The 15,536-nt window shown below is 56.7% G+C and carries 12 protein-coding genes; 4 read left to right on the top strand and 8 right to left on the bottom strand.

Annotated features, from left to right (window positions below):
• Nucleotides 1-111: 111 nt before the first annotated feature.
• Nucleotides 112-2,103, bottom strand: coding sequence for a 30S ribosomal protein S1 (locus tag P8935_RS10160; protein ID WP_348264880.1), 1,992 nt, complete (start codon nt 2,101-2,103; stop codon nt 112-114).
• Here P8935_RS10160 and P8935_RS10155 point away from each other — a divergent pair.
• Nucleotides 2,102-2,365 (top strand): hypothetical protein, encoded by a 264-nt coding sequence (locus tag P8935_RS10155; protein ID WP_348264879.1) that lies wholly within the window; start codon nt 2,102-2,104, stop codon nt 2,363-2,365. The genes P8935_RS10160 and P8935_RS10155 overlap by 2 nt on opposite strands.
• 261 nt (nt 2,366-2,626) lie before the next feature.
• Nucleotides 2,627-3,199, top strand: coding sequence for an HIT domain-containing protein (locus tag P8935_RS10150; RefSeq protein ID WP_348264878.1), 573 nt, complete (start codon nt 2,627-2,629; stop codon nt 3,197-3,199).
• A 45-nt stretch (nt 3,200-3,244) separates the two neighbouring features.
• Here P8935_RS10150 and P8935_RS10145 read toward each other — a convergent pair whose 3' ends face one another.
• Both P8935_RS10145 and rmuC read right to left on the bottom strand, forming a co-directional pair.
• Complete coding sequence (locus tag P8935_RS10145) at nt 3,245-4,015, bottom strand: hypothetical protein (RefSeq protein WP_348264877.1); 771 nt, start codon at nt 4,013-4,015, stop codon at nt 3,245-3,247.
• A gap of 239 nt (nt 4,016-4,254) precedes the next feature.
• Nucleotides 4,255-5,715 (bottom strand): DNA recombination protein RmuC, encoded by a 1,461-nt coding sequence (gene rmuC, locus P8935_RS10140; protein WP_348264876.1) that lies wholly within the window; start codon nt 5,713-5,715, stop codon nt 4,255-4,257.
• 323 nt (nt 5,716-6,038) lie between these two features.
• Here rmuC and acpP point away from each other — a divergent pair, with 323 nt between their 5' ends.
• A complete protein-coding gene (gene acpP / locus P8935_RS10135) occupies nt 6,039-6,287 on the top strand; it encodes an acyl carrier protein (RefSeq protein ID WP_150169911.1) in 249 nt (82 codons plus the stop codon).
• Between the two features lie 3 nt (nt 6,288-6,290).
• Nucleotides 6,291-7,538 carry a beta-ketoacyl-ACP synthase II gene (gene fabF, locus P8935_RS10130; RefSeq protein WP_348264875.1) on the top strand — a complete coding sequence of 416 codons (1,248 nt, stop codon included), beginning with the start codon at nt 6,291-6,293 and terminating at the stop codon, nt 7,536-7,538.
• A 101-nt stretch (nt 7,539-7,639) separates the two neighbouring features.
• Here the strand turns inward: fabF and P8935_RS10125 are convergent, their stop codons facing one another.
• From P8935_RS10125 to gyrA, 5 genes are all read right to left on the bottom strand, one after another.
• Complete coding sequence (locus P8935_RS10125; protein ID WP_348264874.1) at nt 7,640-8,401, bottom strand: YIP1 family protein; 762 nt, start codon at nt 8,399-8,401, stop codon at nt 7,640-7,642.
• 206 nt (nt 8,402-8,607) lie between these two features.
• Entirely contained in the window at nt 8,608-9,906 is a 1,299-nt protein-coding gene (locus tag P8935_RS10120; RefSeq protein ID WP_348265327.1) for a DUF5715 family protein, read from the bottom strand.
• Nucleotides 9,907-10,300: 394 nt separating this feature from the next.
• A complete protein-coding gene (locus P8935_RS10115; RefSeq protein WP_348264873.1) occupies nt 10,301-10,849 on the bottom strand; it encodes a hypothetical protein in 549 nt (182 codons plus the stop codon).
• A gap of 181 nt (nt 10,850-11,030) precedes the next feature.
• On the bottom strand, nt 11,031-12,266 hold the full coding sequence (locus P8935_RS10110) for a PQQ-binding-like beta-propeller repeat protein (protein WP_348264872.1): 1,236 nt from the start codon (nt 12,264-12,266) through the stop codon (nt 11,031-11,033).
• Between the two features lie 268 nt (nt 12,267-12,534).
• Nucleotides 12,535-15,366: a DNA gyrase subunit A gene (gene gyrA / locus P8935_RS10105; protein WP_348264871.1), complete on the bottom strand. Its 2,832-nt coding sequence runs from the start codon at nt 15,364-15,366 to the stop codon at nt 12,535-12,537.
• Nucleotides 15,367-15,536: the final 170 nt, after the last annotated feature.

Below are 15,536 nucleotides of genomic sequence, written 5' to 3'. Positions count from 1 at the left end.
TTCCCACCCTTGCTTTGCAAGGATGGGGCACCCCAGGTTTGTGCTAAAGCCGCGTCAAAAAAGCAGAACGGCCACCCTTGGGGGTGGCCGTTAAGGTTTATGGCTTACGAGCTACTTAGACTCGTTCTTGCGCCAATTGATGAGGTCGCCGAGGGTGGTGGTGCCGCTGGAGACGGACTGCTTGTGGCTTCCGCCGCGAGCTTCCGCCTTGTAGTCCTGAACCTCTGAGCGGCTGGCTTCGTGGCCGGACACCGCACGTAGGCTGAGACCCACCTTCTTCTCTTCGACGTTGATCTTGATGATCTTGAAGTCGTGCTCCTGACCGGCTTCGAGCTTGGAGGGCTCGCCGGGCACTTCGCTGGCTTCAGAGATATGGCAGAGGCCTTCAACGCCCTCGGCGATTTCAACGAAAGCGCCGAACTGCGCGGTGCGAAGCACCTTGCCATGGACTTGATCACCGACACGATGAGTGGCGAAGAAGCTTTCCCATACATCGGGTTGAAGCTGCTTGATGCCCAAGGAGAGGCGGCGGTTCTGCGGCTCGACGCCGAGAACAACTGCCTTGACCTTTTCACCCTTCTTGACGATTTCAGAAGGATGCTTGACGCGCTTTGTCCAGCTCAGGTTGGAGACGTGGACAAGGCCGTCGATGCCATCCTCGATTTCGATGAAGGCGCCGAAGTCGGTGAGGTTGCGAACGCGACCCTCGACCACGGTTCCAGCGGGATAACGCTCAGTGAGGTTCTCCCATGGATTCTCCATCAGCTGCTTCATGCCGAGCGAGATGCGGCGGTCGGCGGGATTGACACTGAGGACAACCGTGTCGACCTCGTCGCCGGGCTTGACCAGCTTGGAGGGGTGCTTGAGGCGCTTCGACCAGGTCATCTCGGAAAGATGAACCAGGCCTTCGATTCCCTGCTCAAGCTCAACGAACGCACCGTAGTCAGTAACCGAGAGAACGCGGCCGTGGACGTGTGCGCCAACGGGATAGCGTTCAGAGGCATCTAGCCACGGATCAGGCGTGAGCTGCTTGAATCCGAGGGAGACGCGCTGCTTATCTTTGTCGAATTTGAGCACCTTGACCTGAATCTCGTCGCCGACGTTGACCAGATCGCGGGGATGGGTGAGGCGTCCCCAGCTCATGTCGGTGATGTGAAGCAGGCCATCGATGCCACCGAGGTCGACGAACGCACCGTAGTCGGTGAGGTTCTTGACGGTGCCGGTGAGGATGGCACCTTCGCCGAGATGCTCGAGAGTGGTGGAACGCTTGGCGTTCTGCTCTTCTTCGAGGATCTCTTTGCGGGAGACGACCACGTTGCCGCGCTTTTTATTGAGCTTGATGACGCGGACTTCAATTTGCTGGCCGAGATAACCGTCGAGGTTGCGGACGGGACGAATCTCAAGCTGCGAGCCGGGCAAGAAGGCCTTCAGGCCGATGTCGACCGTGAGTCCACCCTTGACGCGGCTGATGACAGTGCCCATCATCGGGGTCTTGTCGTTGGCATGCTTCTCGATGGTGTCCCACACGCGAAGACGCTGGGCCTTCTCGTAGCTGACGAGATAGCCACCTTCGGGCTCTTCGCGTTCGATGACCACGTCGATCACTTCACCGGGCTGGAACTTCACGGCGCCGGTGTGATCAAGGACCTGTTCGATGGGCACAAGGCCCTCGGACTTGAGACCTACGTCGACAACCAAATGTTTTTCAGTCTGCTTGAGGACGGTGCCGGAGACGACTTTGTCGCCATAGGCTTCGACTGCAGCAGCTTCAGCGGCTTGCTCGCGCTCAAAGGCTTCGAGGGCAGCTGAGAAATCTTCAGCGGATTCGGGGCTGTGTTCGGCCGGCGCGTGCGCAACGTGAGCCACGGGTTCTACAAGTTCCGCGTGCTCGGGTTGTGCGGGAGCGGCCTGGGCTACAGGCTCGGTTGAGGCATCGGCGTCCAGCGCTTGGGTTTCGACAGCAGTGTCTACTTCGGCGGTCTCTGGGTTGGACGTGGATTCGGACGAAGGAGCTTCAAGCTCCGTCGCAGGTTCGAGGGTGGGCGTTTCGAGTTCGGTGTTCAGGGTTATGCTCTCGGGTTCGGGATTGAGGACGTTTGGCATGACAGCAGCTCCGATTCATTGGCCCGGCGACGTTGTTTCTGTCGACGGATGGCACATGCGCGTCGCGGTGGCGGGCAATGCCTTAGGCCGGGACCTCGGCAAACCGGGAGCCCTATTCCGGAGTTTCACGAAGACGGGGCTTCTAGCCAGAGAGCTGGCGGCAAAGCGACTCGTCTCCTTGGGAAACACCAGGCAGGCAACGGCTGGCTGGAGGGCGGCCGCAGCTAACTGCTGGAATCCGCGCAGGAAGCTACGCTTCTAAGTGTAGCAATGGTGCGTTTTCCCCGTCAATCCAACAGTTTGGCAGTAGAGCGCATGTTGTGAGATTGTGCTGCGAAAGTAGTGCAAGGGGACGGGGATTCGATTGAAGTTAGGGTCGAAGTGTGACGCTTAATACAGTCGTGAGACATTTCATCGAGAATTGATGAGTGATCCGGACACTGATGTCCCTGACGATTCGCGAGCGGAGCAAGACGGGCAACTATACTTGGTGCGACGGAAACGGTGAAACGAAAAGGCAGAGATGGATCAGCTCTGGAGTCCGTGGCGATTTGCATATGTGACAACGGCCGACGGAGCGCCGCGGCCGGGAGTTCCAGCGCGGCTGAATGCTTGGCCCGGTGACTTGCATTGTGTCTTTTGCAATCTGATTGCGAGTGTGAATTACGCGATCGAGCACGGGATGAGCGCGGACGATGCCGAGGAAGCCGGTGGCCTGGTAAAACGCGGGAAGCATTGCTTTATCTGCATGAACGCGTATCCATACACCTCCGGGCATGTGATGGTGATGCCCTATGCGCATCTGGATCGAATTGCGAAGCTGGAAGCTGACGTCGCGCACGAGTTGATGGACCTTGCACAGATGACTGAGCGTGCGCTGGAACAACTGTATCGGCCGCATGGATTCAACTTCGGTTTGAATCTGGGACAGGCGGCGGGTGCGGGCGTGGCGGGCCATCTGCATATGCACGCGATGCCGCGATGGGTGGGCGATACAAACTTCATGACCACGGTGGCGGAGACGCGGGTTCTGCCGGAAGACTTGGGAACATCGTGGAAGCGTCTTCGGGAGACGTTTGCAGCGATCGAAAAATAAGTCAGGATGCCGCGCACATTCGAATGCAAGACTGAAGAGAGCTTGTTATTTCTGGAGATTTTTGAGCGCCTCTAGAGATTTTGCGAACTCATCCCAATCGTCGTTATTGACTGCAGGAACGGGCTTGACGGCGGGAGTTGTTGCTCTCAGGGGTGGCTGCAATTTTGCAGGCTGGACCGCTGCAGGCTTTGCGGTCTGAACCGCCGCGAGTTTTGCGGGCTGAACCGATGCAGGCTTCGCGGGCTGGATCGCTACGGGCTTTGGGGGCTCGTCCGGTTTGGCTTTCATCACTTCGGGCGAAGCAGCAGGTACAGAAAAAGTGCTGGAAAAGCTCGCGGGAAACCTTGCCGCTAACGGTCGTTTTGTTTCGACCGGCGTATCGTGAATGGCGCTCAGTGGTTGAGACTTTTGTTTATTCGGATGGAAGAAACTCTGGATGGGGTCTTCCACTACAGCAGCGACGGACTCTATCGTTTGCGAATGCTCAGGAGTTATCTCCAAGGGGGACTCAGGCAACTCGAAGCGTGAGTGTGTGCCGTGCGAGTTTTGCAGATGGGAAGCCTGCAACTGGGCAAGCTGTTCCCGTAGTAGAGGGACTTCATCGGCACGAGCGCGGAGATTGACCACTTCTAACATTTTTTCGTCGAGTTGCTCGCGAAGAGCAAATTCGCGCGCGTCGGCGGAGACGCGGACCTTGTCCAGGGCATCTTCGATTTGGGATCTCACGTTGGAACGACCCCAGAGATAACCCGCAAAAAGACAGATAAGGGCAATGCCCAGCGCAGCCGCACCGATGAGTATGGCAGTGTGTCCCATTTAGACCTGTATTCCCATTTTAATTTAAACAAGAATCAGGACAGATTCCGGGAAAAGGACTACAGCGTCATGGGACCAAAGTAACGGACAATGCCTGTGGAGCGGGTTTCGTAGAGACTGGTCCCCAAGGTCCGACTTTGGCGACACTTCGGACTATTCAACGTCGCAATTCGATCGGTTCCAACCGAAGCGTTGCGCAACTGGATGGTTGCGTATAGAGTTCCGGCGCCACCGCATGATTAAGGCTCGACCGAGGAGTCGGCTTCAGCAGCCAGGGCGAGTTCGGTTTGGTCGACGTCGGCCCTGTCGAGAAGGTTCTTGGGGATTGATTTGTTGGTGCGGAGACCTAATTCCTTAAGCATCTCGACCTGGCGGATGAGATTGCCTCGCCCATCGGCCAGCTTCTTCATTGCTTCTCCGTAGTGCTTGTCGGTCTTGCGAAGGCTGTCGCCAATCAGTTCCATGTCTGTCACGAAGCCTGCAAATTTCTCGTAGAGTTCTGTGCCGCGTTTCATCACGTCCTGCACGTTGCGTGCCTGGCGTTCCTGTTGCCAGAGGACATTGATGATGCGGATGACATAGAGCAGCGTAGTGGGACCAACGAGCAGGATTCCCTGTTTGTACGCGTCAGCCCAAAGTTCGCCATCGCCTTGGAGAGCCATGAGGAACGCTGGTTCGATGGGGATGAACATGACAACAAAGTCCGGGGTCTCGACGCCGGGGAGATTGTGGTATCCAGCTTTGGCCAGACCGGAGATGTGATTGCGCATGCTGGCCATGTGCAACTTAAGCGCGGCTTTGCGTGCATCCTCCCCCGTGGCGTTGACACAGTCAGTGTAGGCAGTTAGCGAAACCTTGGAGTCGATTACGAGGCTGCGACCGCCCGGCAAGGAAACGATGACATCGGTTCGCACTGTGCGCGCGCGTTCGCCGCTTTCGCCTTCAACCGCAAAGGATTGCTGGAATACGTACTGCTCACCCTCGCGAAGACCTGCCTTGTCGAGTAAGTCGCGGAGAATGAATTCGCCCCAGTCGCCTTGCGCTTTTGAGGAACCACGCAGGGCTGTCGAGAGGCTGCGAGCCTCTTCAGTCAGCGCCTGGTTGAGTGTGCCGAGGGTTCCGATGAGGGTTTTGAGTTCCGTGACGCCGGTTGTGGATTCAGTCTGCACGCGTTCGACTCTTTGGCGGAACTCGTTGATTTGTTCTCGCAGCGGTGTGAGAAGAGTGCCCAGTTCTTTCTGACTGCCCTCGGAGAACATTTTGGACTTCTGATCGAGGATGTCGGCAGCGAGAGTCTGGAATTGATTGGCGAGGGCCTGCTTGGCGGTTTCAAGCAGGGCAATCTTCTCGGCCATGTTCTGGCGTTCATTGTTGAGGTCGGCCTCAAGCTGGCTGATGCGGGCGGCCTGGGTGCGGGCCGTTTCGCTTGCGGCCTGAGATTCGACTCGAACTGCGTCGCGCTCGGATGCCAGTCGGGCTATGGTCTTGTCGCGCTCAGCGGCTAGGGACTCGAATCCGGCACGAGCGGCAGACTCGGTTTGAACCTGGACCAATTGCTTTTGGAGGGCGCCTAGTGCGTCAATCGCTTCGCGGTTTCTCTGCTCTAGGAGGCCGGACTCGCGTTTGGCGGAGTTGGAACGGATGAGGAAGCCCAGGAAGATTCCCGCGACGAGGGATAAAACGGCGATTAGAACCTGCATGGAAATCCTCCGCTAGCTCTTCGCCTAATGTACGCTTTTCTGGTGTGCAATTCGCGGTCGAAACTCTTCCTTTTTGCGAAGGGGTTGCGGAAGGGTTACGGTGTGGGTCAAGGGGGCACAGGTGACTGATTTTATTTCCACTCTGTGTCGCTTTACACGTCGGGAGCCGCCCGATAGACTTGGAGTTTCGGGGCTCGACAAAGTTTTGTTGGGGCAGCGGTTGTATTGGTGTGCCTTGTGCCGTTATTGTAGGCAGGCGGTTGCAAGTGGTTGAATCCCCGGATTGAGTTCAGACTTCGCAAAAGAATTGAGGAGAATCAGGCATGGCGGTAGAAGAGAAGGTTAAGCAGATCATCGTCGAGCAGTTGCAGGTGGATGAAGCCGAAGTGACCCCCGGCGCGAGCTTCCAGGAGGATCTGGGCGCGGATTCGCTGGACGTGGTGGAGCTTGTGATGCAGTTTGAAGAGGCGTTCGACCTGGAGATTCCCGACGAAGACGCTGAGAAGATCAAGACCGTCAAGGACGCGATTGACTACATTGAGAAGAACGAAAAGACCGCGAAAGGCAAGTAGCCGGTGAACCGACGAGTCGTGATCACCGGCATTGGGCTGGTGTGCGGTGTGGGCAACACCGCTCCCGAGGTGTGGGAGAGCCTGGTAGCCGGCGCCAGCGGTATGGCTCCGATTACAGGATTCGACACAACCGGGTTTCCTGTTACCTTTGCCGCCGAGGTCAAGAACTTTGACCCTCTGAACTTCGTGGAAAAGAAAGAAGCGCGCAAGATGGGGCGCTTCATCCATTTTGCTTTTGCGGCAACGCAAGAGGCGATGGAACAGTCCGGCCTGAAGATCACGCCGGATATCGCTGAACGTGTGGGCGTGTTTATCGGCTCGGGGATCGGCGGTTTCGAAATCATCGAGCGCGAACATACCAATCTGCTGAACGGCGGTCCGCGCAAGATATCACCCTTCTTTATTCCCGCAGTAATCGTGAACATGGCGGCCGGACAGATCAGCATTCGCTATGGTGCGCAGGGACCGATTTCCGCAACCGCTACAGCATGCGCGACGAGTGCCAATTCCATTGGCGATTCGGTGCGCATGATTCTGCACGGCGATGCGGACGTGATGATTGCGGGCGGTGCGGAGGCTTCAGTAACTCCGCTGTCGGTGGGCGGATTTGCTTCGATGCGAGCACTTTCAACGCGTAACGATGAGCCTACAAAGGCGAGCCGGCCCTTTGACAAGGATCGCGATGGATTTGTGATCGGCGAGGGCGCAGGGATTCTGATTCTCGAGGAATTGGAATTTGCGAAAAAGCGAGGCGCGAAGATTCTGGGCGAAGTGATCGGCTACGGAATGAGCGCGGACGCATACCACATGACCGGAATCGCTCCGGAAGGCGCTGGCGCGCAACGCAGCATGCGGGCGGCGCTGAAAGATGCGGGCGTTCAGCCGGAAGATGTGGGCTATGTGAATGCACATGCGACGTCGACACCAGCGGGAGATGGAAATGAATCGCGCGCAATTGAGCTGGTGTTTGGCGAGCACGCGCTGAGCAAGAAGTTGAAGATCAGCGGCACGAAGTCAATGACTGGACACTTGCTGGGCGGTGCGGGCGGACTGGAAGCGGGTATCACGGTGCTGGCACTAATCAACCAGGAACTTCCGCCAACGATCAATTTGGACAATGTTGATCCTGAGTGCAAGCTGGACTATGTGCCGAACAAGTCGGTCAAGCATAACTTCGATGTAGCGCTTTCGAATTCGTTTGGATTCGGCGGGATTAACGCAACGCTGATTATGCGGAGATGGACGGAGTAAGGCAGGGATTAGGGATTGGGACTGAGGGATTAGGAAAACACTACGGCGCACATCTCACGATGTGCGCCGTTTGATTTTGCAGTTGCGTAACGCATTTAACGCTAGATGGCGGCGATGCCCACGATGACCAGCGTTACGACAAACCACCAACCGAAGACGGCGATATATCCGGATGGCCGCTTTACGCCGGCGACGATCGCGACCCCTATGGAAGTGACGATGAGACACCACAGGGTCGGGAGATCAATTGCTGAGAGCAGTGCGTAGAGCGCTTTGTTGGTATCCGCCGGATTCAGGAATGCGGCGACGTTTGTGGGAGCGGGGTTGCCAATGTTAAACCCATCGGGAGAGGCACCGGCGAAAAGCGAGATGCCTCCAAGTATCAATCGAATTGGCCAAAGGACAAGTCCTGCATAAACTGTTACGACGAACAGGGATCCGAAGGTGGCTTTGCCTCCGAATCCGAAGTTGATCGTGGGCCAGAGAATGAGGGCCATGATCAGGTCTTGAAGCAAGACGCCAAGAGGAGAGAGCGCCCAGGTGACAGCCTGGTTCTTCGGCCCGGCCGCATCTGCTTTTGCTCGCTGCTCTGGCGGCATCTGATCCATCATGCGTTTTGCAAACTCCGGCGCAAGCTTTTGCTGGTTCTCGTAGACGGTCTTCCAGGTAACCTGCATCGTGATGGCGGTATACAGAAAGGCTCCGCTCAGCACTGTTATAAGGAACGGCAGCCACCAGCTTTTGTGCCCGGCCTTGATGTCGGCGAAGGTCTTGGAGGGAGCTGCAAAGACGTTGGTGACTCGCTGCACTTGCGTAAGGCCCGGGGCAACTTCTGCCGCGGGTTGTATTACCTGATCGTCCATGGTTGCGCCTCTCGAAAACGTAGCCTGGAAGCCCTTGAAAGATTTGGGGTCTATCGAGGGCGGTCGCAGTCCAATTCAATCCCGCGCAGTGATGCACGCCTGCGGGGCGCACATGACGGACTCAGGACAGAATTGCATTTGCACGCGATTGTAGCGCGTCCGGTGGGGATTAGGAATTAATTTGCGAGGCGTTCTTGATGCAGCCCTTACTGACTGTCGGGGACAGGATCTAGAGTCGCAGTGGCATCGGTCTCCGTGGTTTGCGGAGCGGGAGTAGCTTTACGCGGTCCGTGCGACTGCGCTTTCTCACTATAGTTTTTGTAAACGGTTATATGAAAGCAGCGCTGGTGGAATTCTTCTTCAACGTCGATAACGCCGGCATTCTGATAGGCGAGAAGCTGGTTGCGCATCCACAACATCTCTTTCTTCGAGAGTCCGGACTTGGCGATGTCGATGGTGGCCCCGGTGAGATGCGGACTGACTACGTCGCCTTCAGCATCAGCGGCGTTGCCGTTGATGCGCATCAGGCGCTTCTGGTATTCCACTGTGCGCACGGCGGAGCTAACAACTAGCGGCGAGTGGAATTGGGACTGGTGCGCGCGCGCGATGCTGGTCAGGAAATCTGCGGTCCAGGGACGGCAGTAGCGGCGATCTTCAGGGAGCGCGGCATTCACGATGAGGGCGCCGGACTCCGGTACCCGGACAAGCAATCCGCGGGCGATGCGATCCTGCAGATCGGCGTCGTCTTCAATGCGCTCAAGCGACTCTTCTTCAGAGCGCGCGTTTTGGCGAACGAGGGAATCGTGGGTTCCGCGAAGCGTGTAACTGGAAACGCGACCTGTAATGATGGGCGGACGCATGAGTTCGGCAACCTGGCCAGAGGCTGGCACGATCGGCTGACGGGTTTCGCGTGGGGCTGCGAGTGGATTGCCCGCAGCGGCGATGGTGGCAGGATCGGTGCCGGGGGCAGGCGCCGTGTCGGTCTCAGCATGCGCGGCGTTTGCGGCCGGGGTTGAATCGGCGGGACGCGGGGTAGAACGAGGTGCAGGTGCTGCCTCTGCATCAGTTTCAGTCGGAAGCGACTCGGGTGACTTTGCAGACGGCTCCGGAATTTCCATCGTTCCAGATCTTGTGGACGCGGCGGGGACGGCAGCCATGGGAATAAAGCGCGCACTAGAGCGGTAGCGGTTGTACCGGCTGCGCTTGAGAGTTGCCCTGTATCTGGACGACGGGATTACGCGACGGCTTGGGGAAGAAGAATAGTGCGCGCTTTGCCGAGTCGTGGTGTGAGAGGCGGAAGATTTGTGTTTTGAAGTCGGAGTCGACCGGAGAGAACGCGGCGTCCCGTGCGATGCCGTTGGATGACCAGTGCGGTGTGCGCGATGCACTGACGACTTGGTGATGGAGGCATGGGCGTGCAACTGCACGGTATCAATGCGCGTTGCGCTGGCGGGAATTGCGACGAGCGAGGCCAGCAATAAAGTTGTAAAAGCGATGCGCGCCATCGGGGGCACGCGGAGAATCCTGAGCACCACTAGTGTAAGACGCGGAAGACACGATTTAGAGTGCTGCTTGTGGTTCGGATTCGTCTGATAAGTTGCACGATTCGGTATGCTGGCTCCAAAAGCCGATGGGAATAATCCTGCTTGCTGGATGATCTGACCTAGCCGCACTAGCTCAACTGCTTGATGATGAGATGTTTGCGTTGGTTGGCAGACATATGGCCGCACCGGGATGGATGTAGTTCGGGTACGGCTGACAACACCAAAAGCCACCAACATGTCAGTTCTGATGCAATACCCCGCGAGTCTGTTGGCGCGGGGTTGCATCGCCGACGCTGTATTTTTAAAAGGTGCCGAGTGTCGGCGATGAGTCGTTGCTGATTGCAATGAAGTTAGGCTAGGTAAGTTGGATTTGGAAGCGGCAGACCTTGCCGCCGCGACGTGGTGACTCCAGCACCTTGACCTTGACTCCTTTTCCAGAAACTGATTCGAATATCGCCTGGTTGTTGGCCGCTGAACACTCGCAGTAGGGATCGTCAGGGTTCGGTGGGCGCTGCGGGCTCCAGCCGCAGACGCATTTGTCAACTGGATAGACGAGGGACACCTGGTTGCCGGTCCGGCGGCAGTTCGTTGGACCGACAATTTTTCCCATCAATTCGACGAGCTTGTCTACATCGCCATGACTGTTTGCAATGAGGTCCTGCCGAAATTTCAAAGCCCGACAGCAGGCTTGACCGCGCTGGTGCATGAGCTTGATAAGCGCGTCGTGATCGAGAGTCGGCTCCTCCTTTGCAATGAAGTCGGATAGGAATTGCCGGACGGCGGTGGAATCGGAGACGCATGCGAGCGTTTCGCAGTTGCCGGTGTCGGCTTTGGCAGCGATGGTAAGGATTGGAAGGGCTGCTGTCGTTGCGGCGAGAGATTTCAAGATAGCTCTTCGATCCATGTTGGATCCTTTCGTGAAGAGCGTCTTCAGCAGGACGGCTCGAGAGCAATGAGTTGAAAGCAGTACGAGTAAAGGCGTTCTTCGATTGTGATTCGTGTGTATCTGAAATAAAGCTAGTGCGATGGATGCTACCTGTCATTGCAATTGGTTTGAAAGGGATTGTGAGTGAGTCAAGTAGGGCTTACTCAAGGGCGTAGAGATTGCCGTCGGCACTTCCGATGTAGACTACGCTGCCGGAAATTACCGGCGAAGACAGAAAAGTACCGACGGTGTGAGTTTTGCCAACGCCGACGATCACGTCATCGTAAAAATTTGATTGGAAGACCGCTTCGTAGTTGGGCTTGCCGTCGGGCTTGGAGAGAGCTGCGAGGTTTTGACGGGAGCCTTCCGACTGAAAGGTCCATGCAGGCTTGAAGGATGTTAGATCGACGGCGATAAGTTTGCCATCCTGTCCTGCGAGGTAGAGCGTGGTGCCGGCGATGGATGGTGATGAAAAGATGGGCCAGAAGAACTTGAGCGAATCGATCGGAGTTCCGGTTTTTGCGTCGACGACGTGAAGGAGGGCCGTGTCCGAGGTGGCGAAGTAGAGTTTGCCGGCCTGCACCACCGGCGAAACGATGACCCACGAACCTTTGTTGTTGAAAGACCAAAGCTTTTTGCCGGTGGCCGCATCCAGCGCATAGAGGTTTGAATCGCGGCATCCGAAATAGACGATGCCGTCAGCTACTGTCGCGGAAGACTGAATGCCGACCTGGTTGTGTATGTCGGGATCTTCGCCGGTTTTGAATCGCCAGATTTCTTTTCCTGTCGCAGAGTCGAGCGCGTAGAGGTAGCTATCCCAGCTTCCGATGTAGAGCTTGCCGTCGACGATTGCCGGCGAGGCATGCACGACGTCGCCGGTTTTGAATTTCCACTTGAGAGTGCCGGTGGTGGCATCGAGGGCGTAGACGCTGCCATCTCCACTGCCGAAGTAGACGACGCCATCGGAAACGGCAGGCGAGGACAGATAAACGTCGAAGGGATCGGGCATGGTTTCGCCCGCTGGCAAGGAGCCGTGCAAATGGGTTGCCGCATAGCGTCGCTCACCGGCGTTGCGGAATTTCCAGCGTAGCTTTCCGGTTGTCGTTTCTACGGCGTAGAAATTGCCGTCGTAGCTGCCGAAGTAGACAAGGTCGTGGTCGACAGCCGGCGATGAGTCGATGCGCGCTTCGGTTCTAAAGACCCACTTCTTCGCGCCGGTTTGCTGGTCGAGGGCATAAAGGTTGCCATCGTTGCTACCAACGTAGATGACACCGTTGACGATGGCAGGCGAGGATACGACTTCGCCATTCGTGTGGAATGTCCATTTGACGCCTTTGAGGGTCGGAACGCCTGCAGCGGAGTAAGCGCCGGAGTGAGAGAGATTGTTCCGAAACATGGGTGCATCCTGCGCGAAGACGCATGTAGCAGAGAGAAAGAGAAGGGAGAATTTGAGGAGATACCTTCGTTCTTGCAAGTGGGACCCTCTTGGGTGAAGGCCAACTATAAAAGCTTCTGCGACGATACGCGAGGCAAATTAGATGAATGAACAGCGGGGTGTGACGGACGGTACGAGAAGCCGACTTCTAAATGGCGCTTTGCCACAAATGAAAAAAGGGGCGCCGGTTTCGCGCCCCTTCTTACGGTTGAAAAAGTGCCGGACCGTTTTATTGAATTAATGTGCCTTGTTCGTCTTCCTTGCCGTTCACTTCGTCGGGGGGGATGATGACGGCTGCGGCTACCTTGTCGTCTTCTTCGAGGTTAAGAAGGCGAACACCTTGGGTAGCGCGGCCAGCGGCGCGAACGGTCTTAGTGTCGATGCGGATGATCTTGCCCCACTGACTGATGACGACGAGTTCCGAGGTTTCGTTGACCAGCAGGATGGACGCGCTCTTGCCTACCTTGGGCGTGGCTTTGAGGTTGTTCACACCCTGCGCGCCACGAGCAGTCAGACGGTATTCGTCAACGTCAGTGCGCTTGCCGAATCCATTTTCCGTCACGGTGAGAATCAGCGATTTGCTGACACCCAACTTGTCGTCGAATTCTTTGAGCGCTTTCTCGGCGTCGTCGCGGCGTTTTTCTGAGGTCTTGACCGCTGCGGTGAGTGATTCAGTTTCCTTCGGAGCGGCGCGTAGTTCCTCTCTGGATTTCTGCAGTTGTTCTTTTGCTTTTTCCAGATTGCTACGCAGTTCGGTGAGTTTCTTGGTCAGGTTCAGCTTTACGGCGCACTCGTCGCGTTCTTTATCGCGTGTGGCGTCGGAATCGGTGATGGCTGCGCCAATGACGTAGTCGCCCTTCTTCAGGGAGATTCCGCGATTGCCCGCCGCATTGCGCCCCATGGGCCGTAGACCAATGCCGTTACGTTCGGGATCGTATTCCTCGTCGAATCGAATGGCCATTCCGTCGCGTGTGCCGAGGAAGATAGTCTGCTTGCCATTGGTGAGACCTGCGGAAATCAGATCGTCATCTTTTTCGATGGCGATGGCGATGATGCCGCGAGACATGACGTTTGAGAAGTCTTTTAGCGGCGTCTTCTTCACTGTGCCCTGACGCGTTGCGAAGAAGATGAACTTCCCTTCTTCTTCAAGATCGCGAACGGGCAGGATGGCGCGAACGTTTTCGCCGGGCTGCAGGTTGAGGAGGCTCTGCATGCTCTTGCCCTTGCCTGCTGCGCCCACGTCTGGAACTTCATAGACCTTGATCCAGTAGACTCGACCGGTGTTGGTGAAGCAGAGCAGATAGGCATGGGTGGAGTCAATGATGAGTTGCGAAACGAAGTCTTCTTCGCGCGTCTTCATGCCGGTGCGACCAGTGCCACCGCGACGCTGCTGACGGTAGATGGAGATGGGTGTGCGCTTGAGATAGCCCTGGTGGCTGACGGTTACGGCAACTTGTTCATCGGCGATGAGGTCTTCTAATTGAAGCTCGGCGGACTCGTCGACGATCTGGGTGCGGCGGGCGTCGCCGTACTGGTCGCGAACTTTCTCAAGTTCCTTGATGATGACATTGCGCAGTTTCTTGTCGCTGGCGAGAATTGATTCGTACTCAGCGATCTTTTCGCGGATCTCGTTAAGTTCTTTGAGGATTTCATCAACCGAAAGCTGGGTGAGGCGATAGAGCTGTAATTCGAGTATGGCATCGACCTGCTTCAGCGAAAGGCCGCGCTCTTCGCTGGCCAGACGCTCGCGGCCAAGGTTGATAATAATCTCGGTTCCCTTGCCCCAGGCATATAGATTTTCACGAGCATCCGCGCGTGAAGCTGATGCACGAATGATCCTGATTACAGTGTCAAGATTATCGATTGCAATCTTGAAGCCTTCGCGAATGTGCTCGAATTCCTTCGCTTTGCGCAGCAGATAAACGGTGCGGCGCTGCACCACGTCGATGCGGTGATTAATGAAGGCGCGGATGGCCTCGTCGAGCGGGAACTCTTTGGGCTGGCCGTTGAGCACGGCCAGGAAGATCATTGAGAAGCTCTCCTGCATCTGGGTGTGCTTGTAGAGCTGGTTCAGCACGATCTCAGGCTGGGCGCCGCGTTTGAGCTCGATTACGATGCGCATGCCGTCGCGATCGCTTTCGTCGCGAACGTCGCTGATATCGTCGACGATTTTTTCGGTAACGAGTTCGGCGATACGTTCGATGAGCTTGGACTTGTTGACCTGGTAGGGGATCTCAGTGACGATGATCGCCAGTTTTTCCTTGGTCAGATTTTCAGTGGCCACCTTGGCGCGCATCATGAAGCGGCCGCGACCGGTTTTATAGGCGTTGACGATGCCGCTCTTGCCGTAGAGGAATCCGCCGGTGGGAAAATCAGGGCCTTGCACGTGCTGGAGAATTTCGATCAGTCCAGCCTTGGGATTTTTGACCAGCTCGATGGTTGCGTTCACGACTTCGGTGAGGTTGTGCGGCGGAATGTTGGTGGCCATGCCGACGGCGATTCCGCTGGAGCCGTTGACGATGAGATTCGGAATGCGCGTAGGCAGAACCGTGGGCTCGAGCGTGGACTCGTCGTAATTGGGGACGAAGTCGACGGTCTCCATGTCGATGTCGGCGAGCAACTCGCCAGCGAGCCGTTGCATGCGGCACTCGGTGTAACGCATTGCCGCGGGCGGATCGCCATCTACGGATCCAAAGTTGCCCTGACCATCAACGAGCGGGTAACGCAGCGAGAAGGGTTGCGCCATGCGGACCAGCGTGTCGTAGATGGCGGAGTCACCGTGGGGGTGATAGACGCCCATGGCTTGTCCGACAACCTTTGCGCACTTGGTGTACTTCTTGTTGTATTCGAGGCCCATTTCGCTCATGGCATAGAGCACGCGGCGATGGACGGGCTTCAGGCCGTCACGAGCGTCAGGGAGTGCGCGCCCGATGATGACCGACATCGAGTAGTCGAGATACGAGCGGCGCATCTCCTCTTCGATATTGATGGAGATGAGACTGCCTTCGCGGGGTGGTGTACCGCCATCGAGGGGGAGCTGGGGGTTCTGGTCGTCGGGCATAGAGGTTTTCACCCGTCGGAGAGGCGGCAAAAAGACACCAAAAATGCGGGGCCGGGAATCTCGCGGGCTACAAGATCATCTTACGCTCTGGAAAGGGTTTTCAGCAAGTCAAAGAGCATGATTTAAGTGATTATGCTAGTGATAGTTACAGCATTTCTTGGGTGCTCCGC

It is taken from the genome of Telmatobacter sp. DSM 110680, from assembly GCF_039994875.1.
GTDB lineage: Bacteria > Acidobacteriota > Terriglobia > Terriglobales > Acidobacteriaceae > Telmatobacter.
This window is presented reverse-complemented; position numbering and strand designations above follow the sequence as displayed.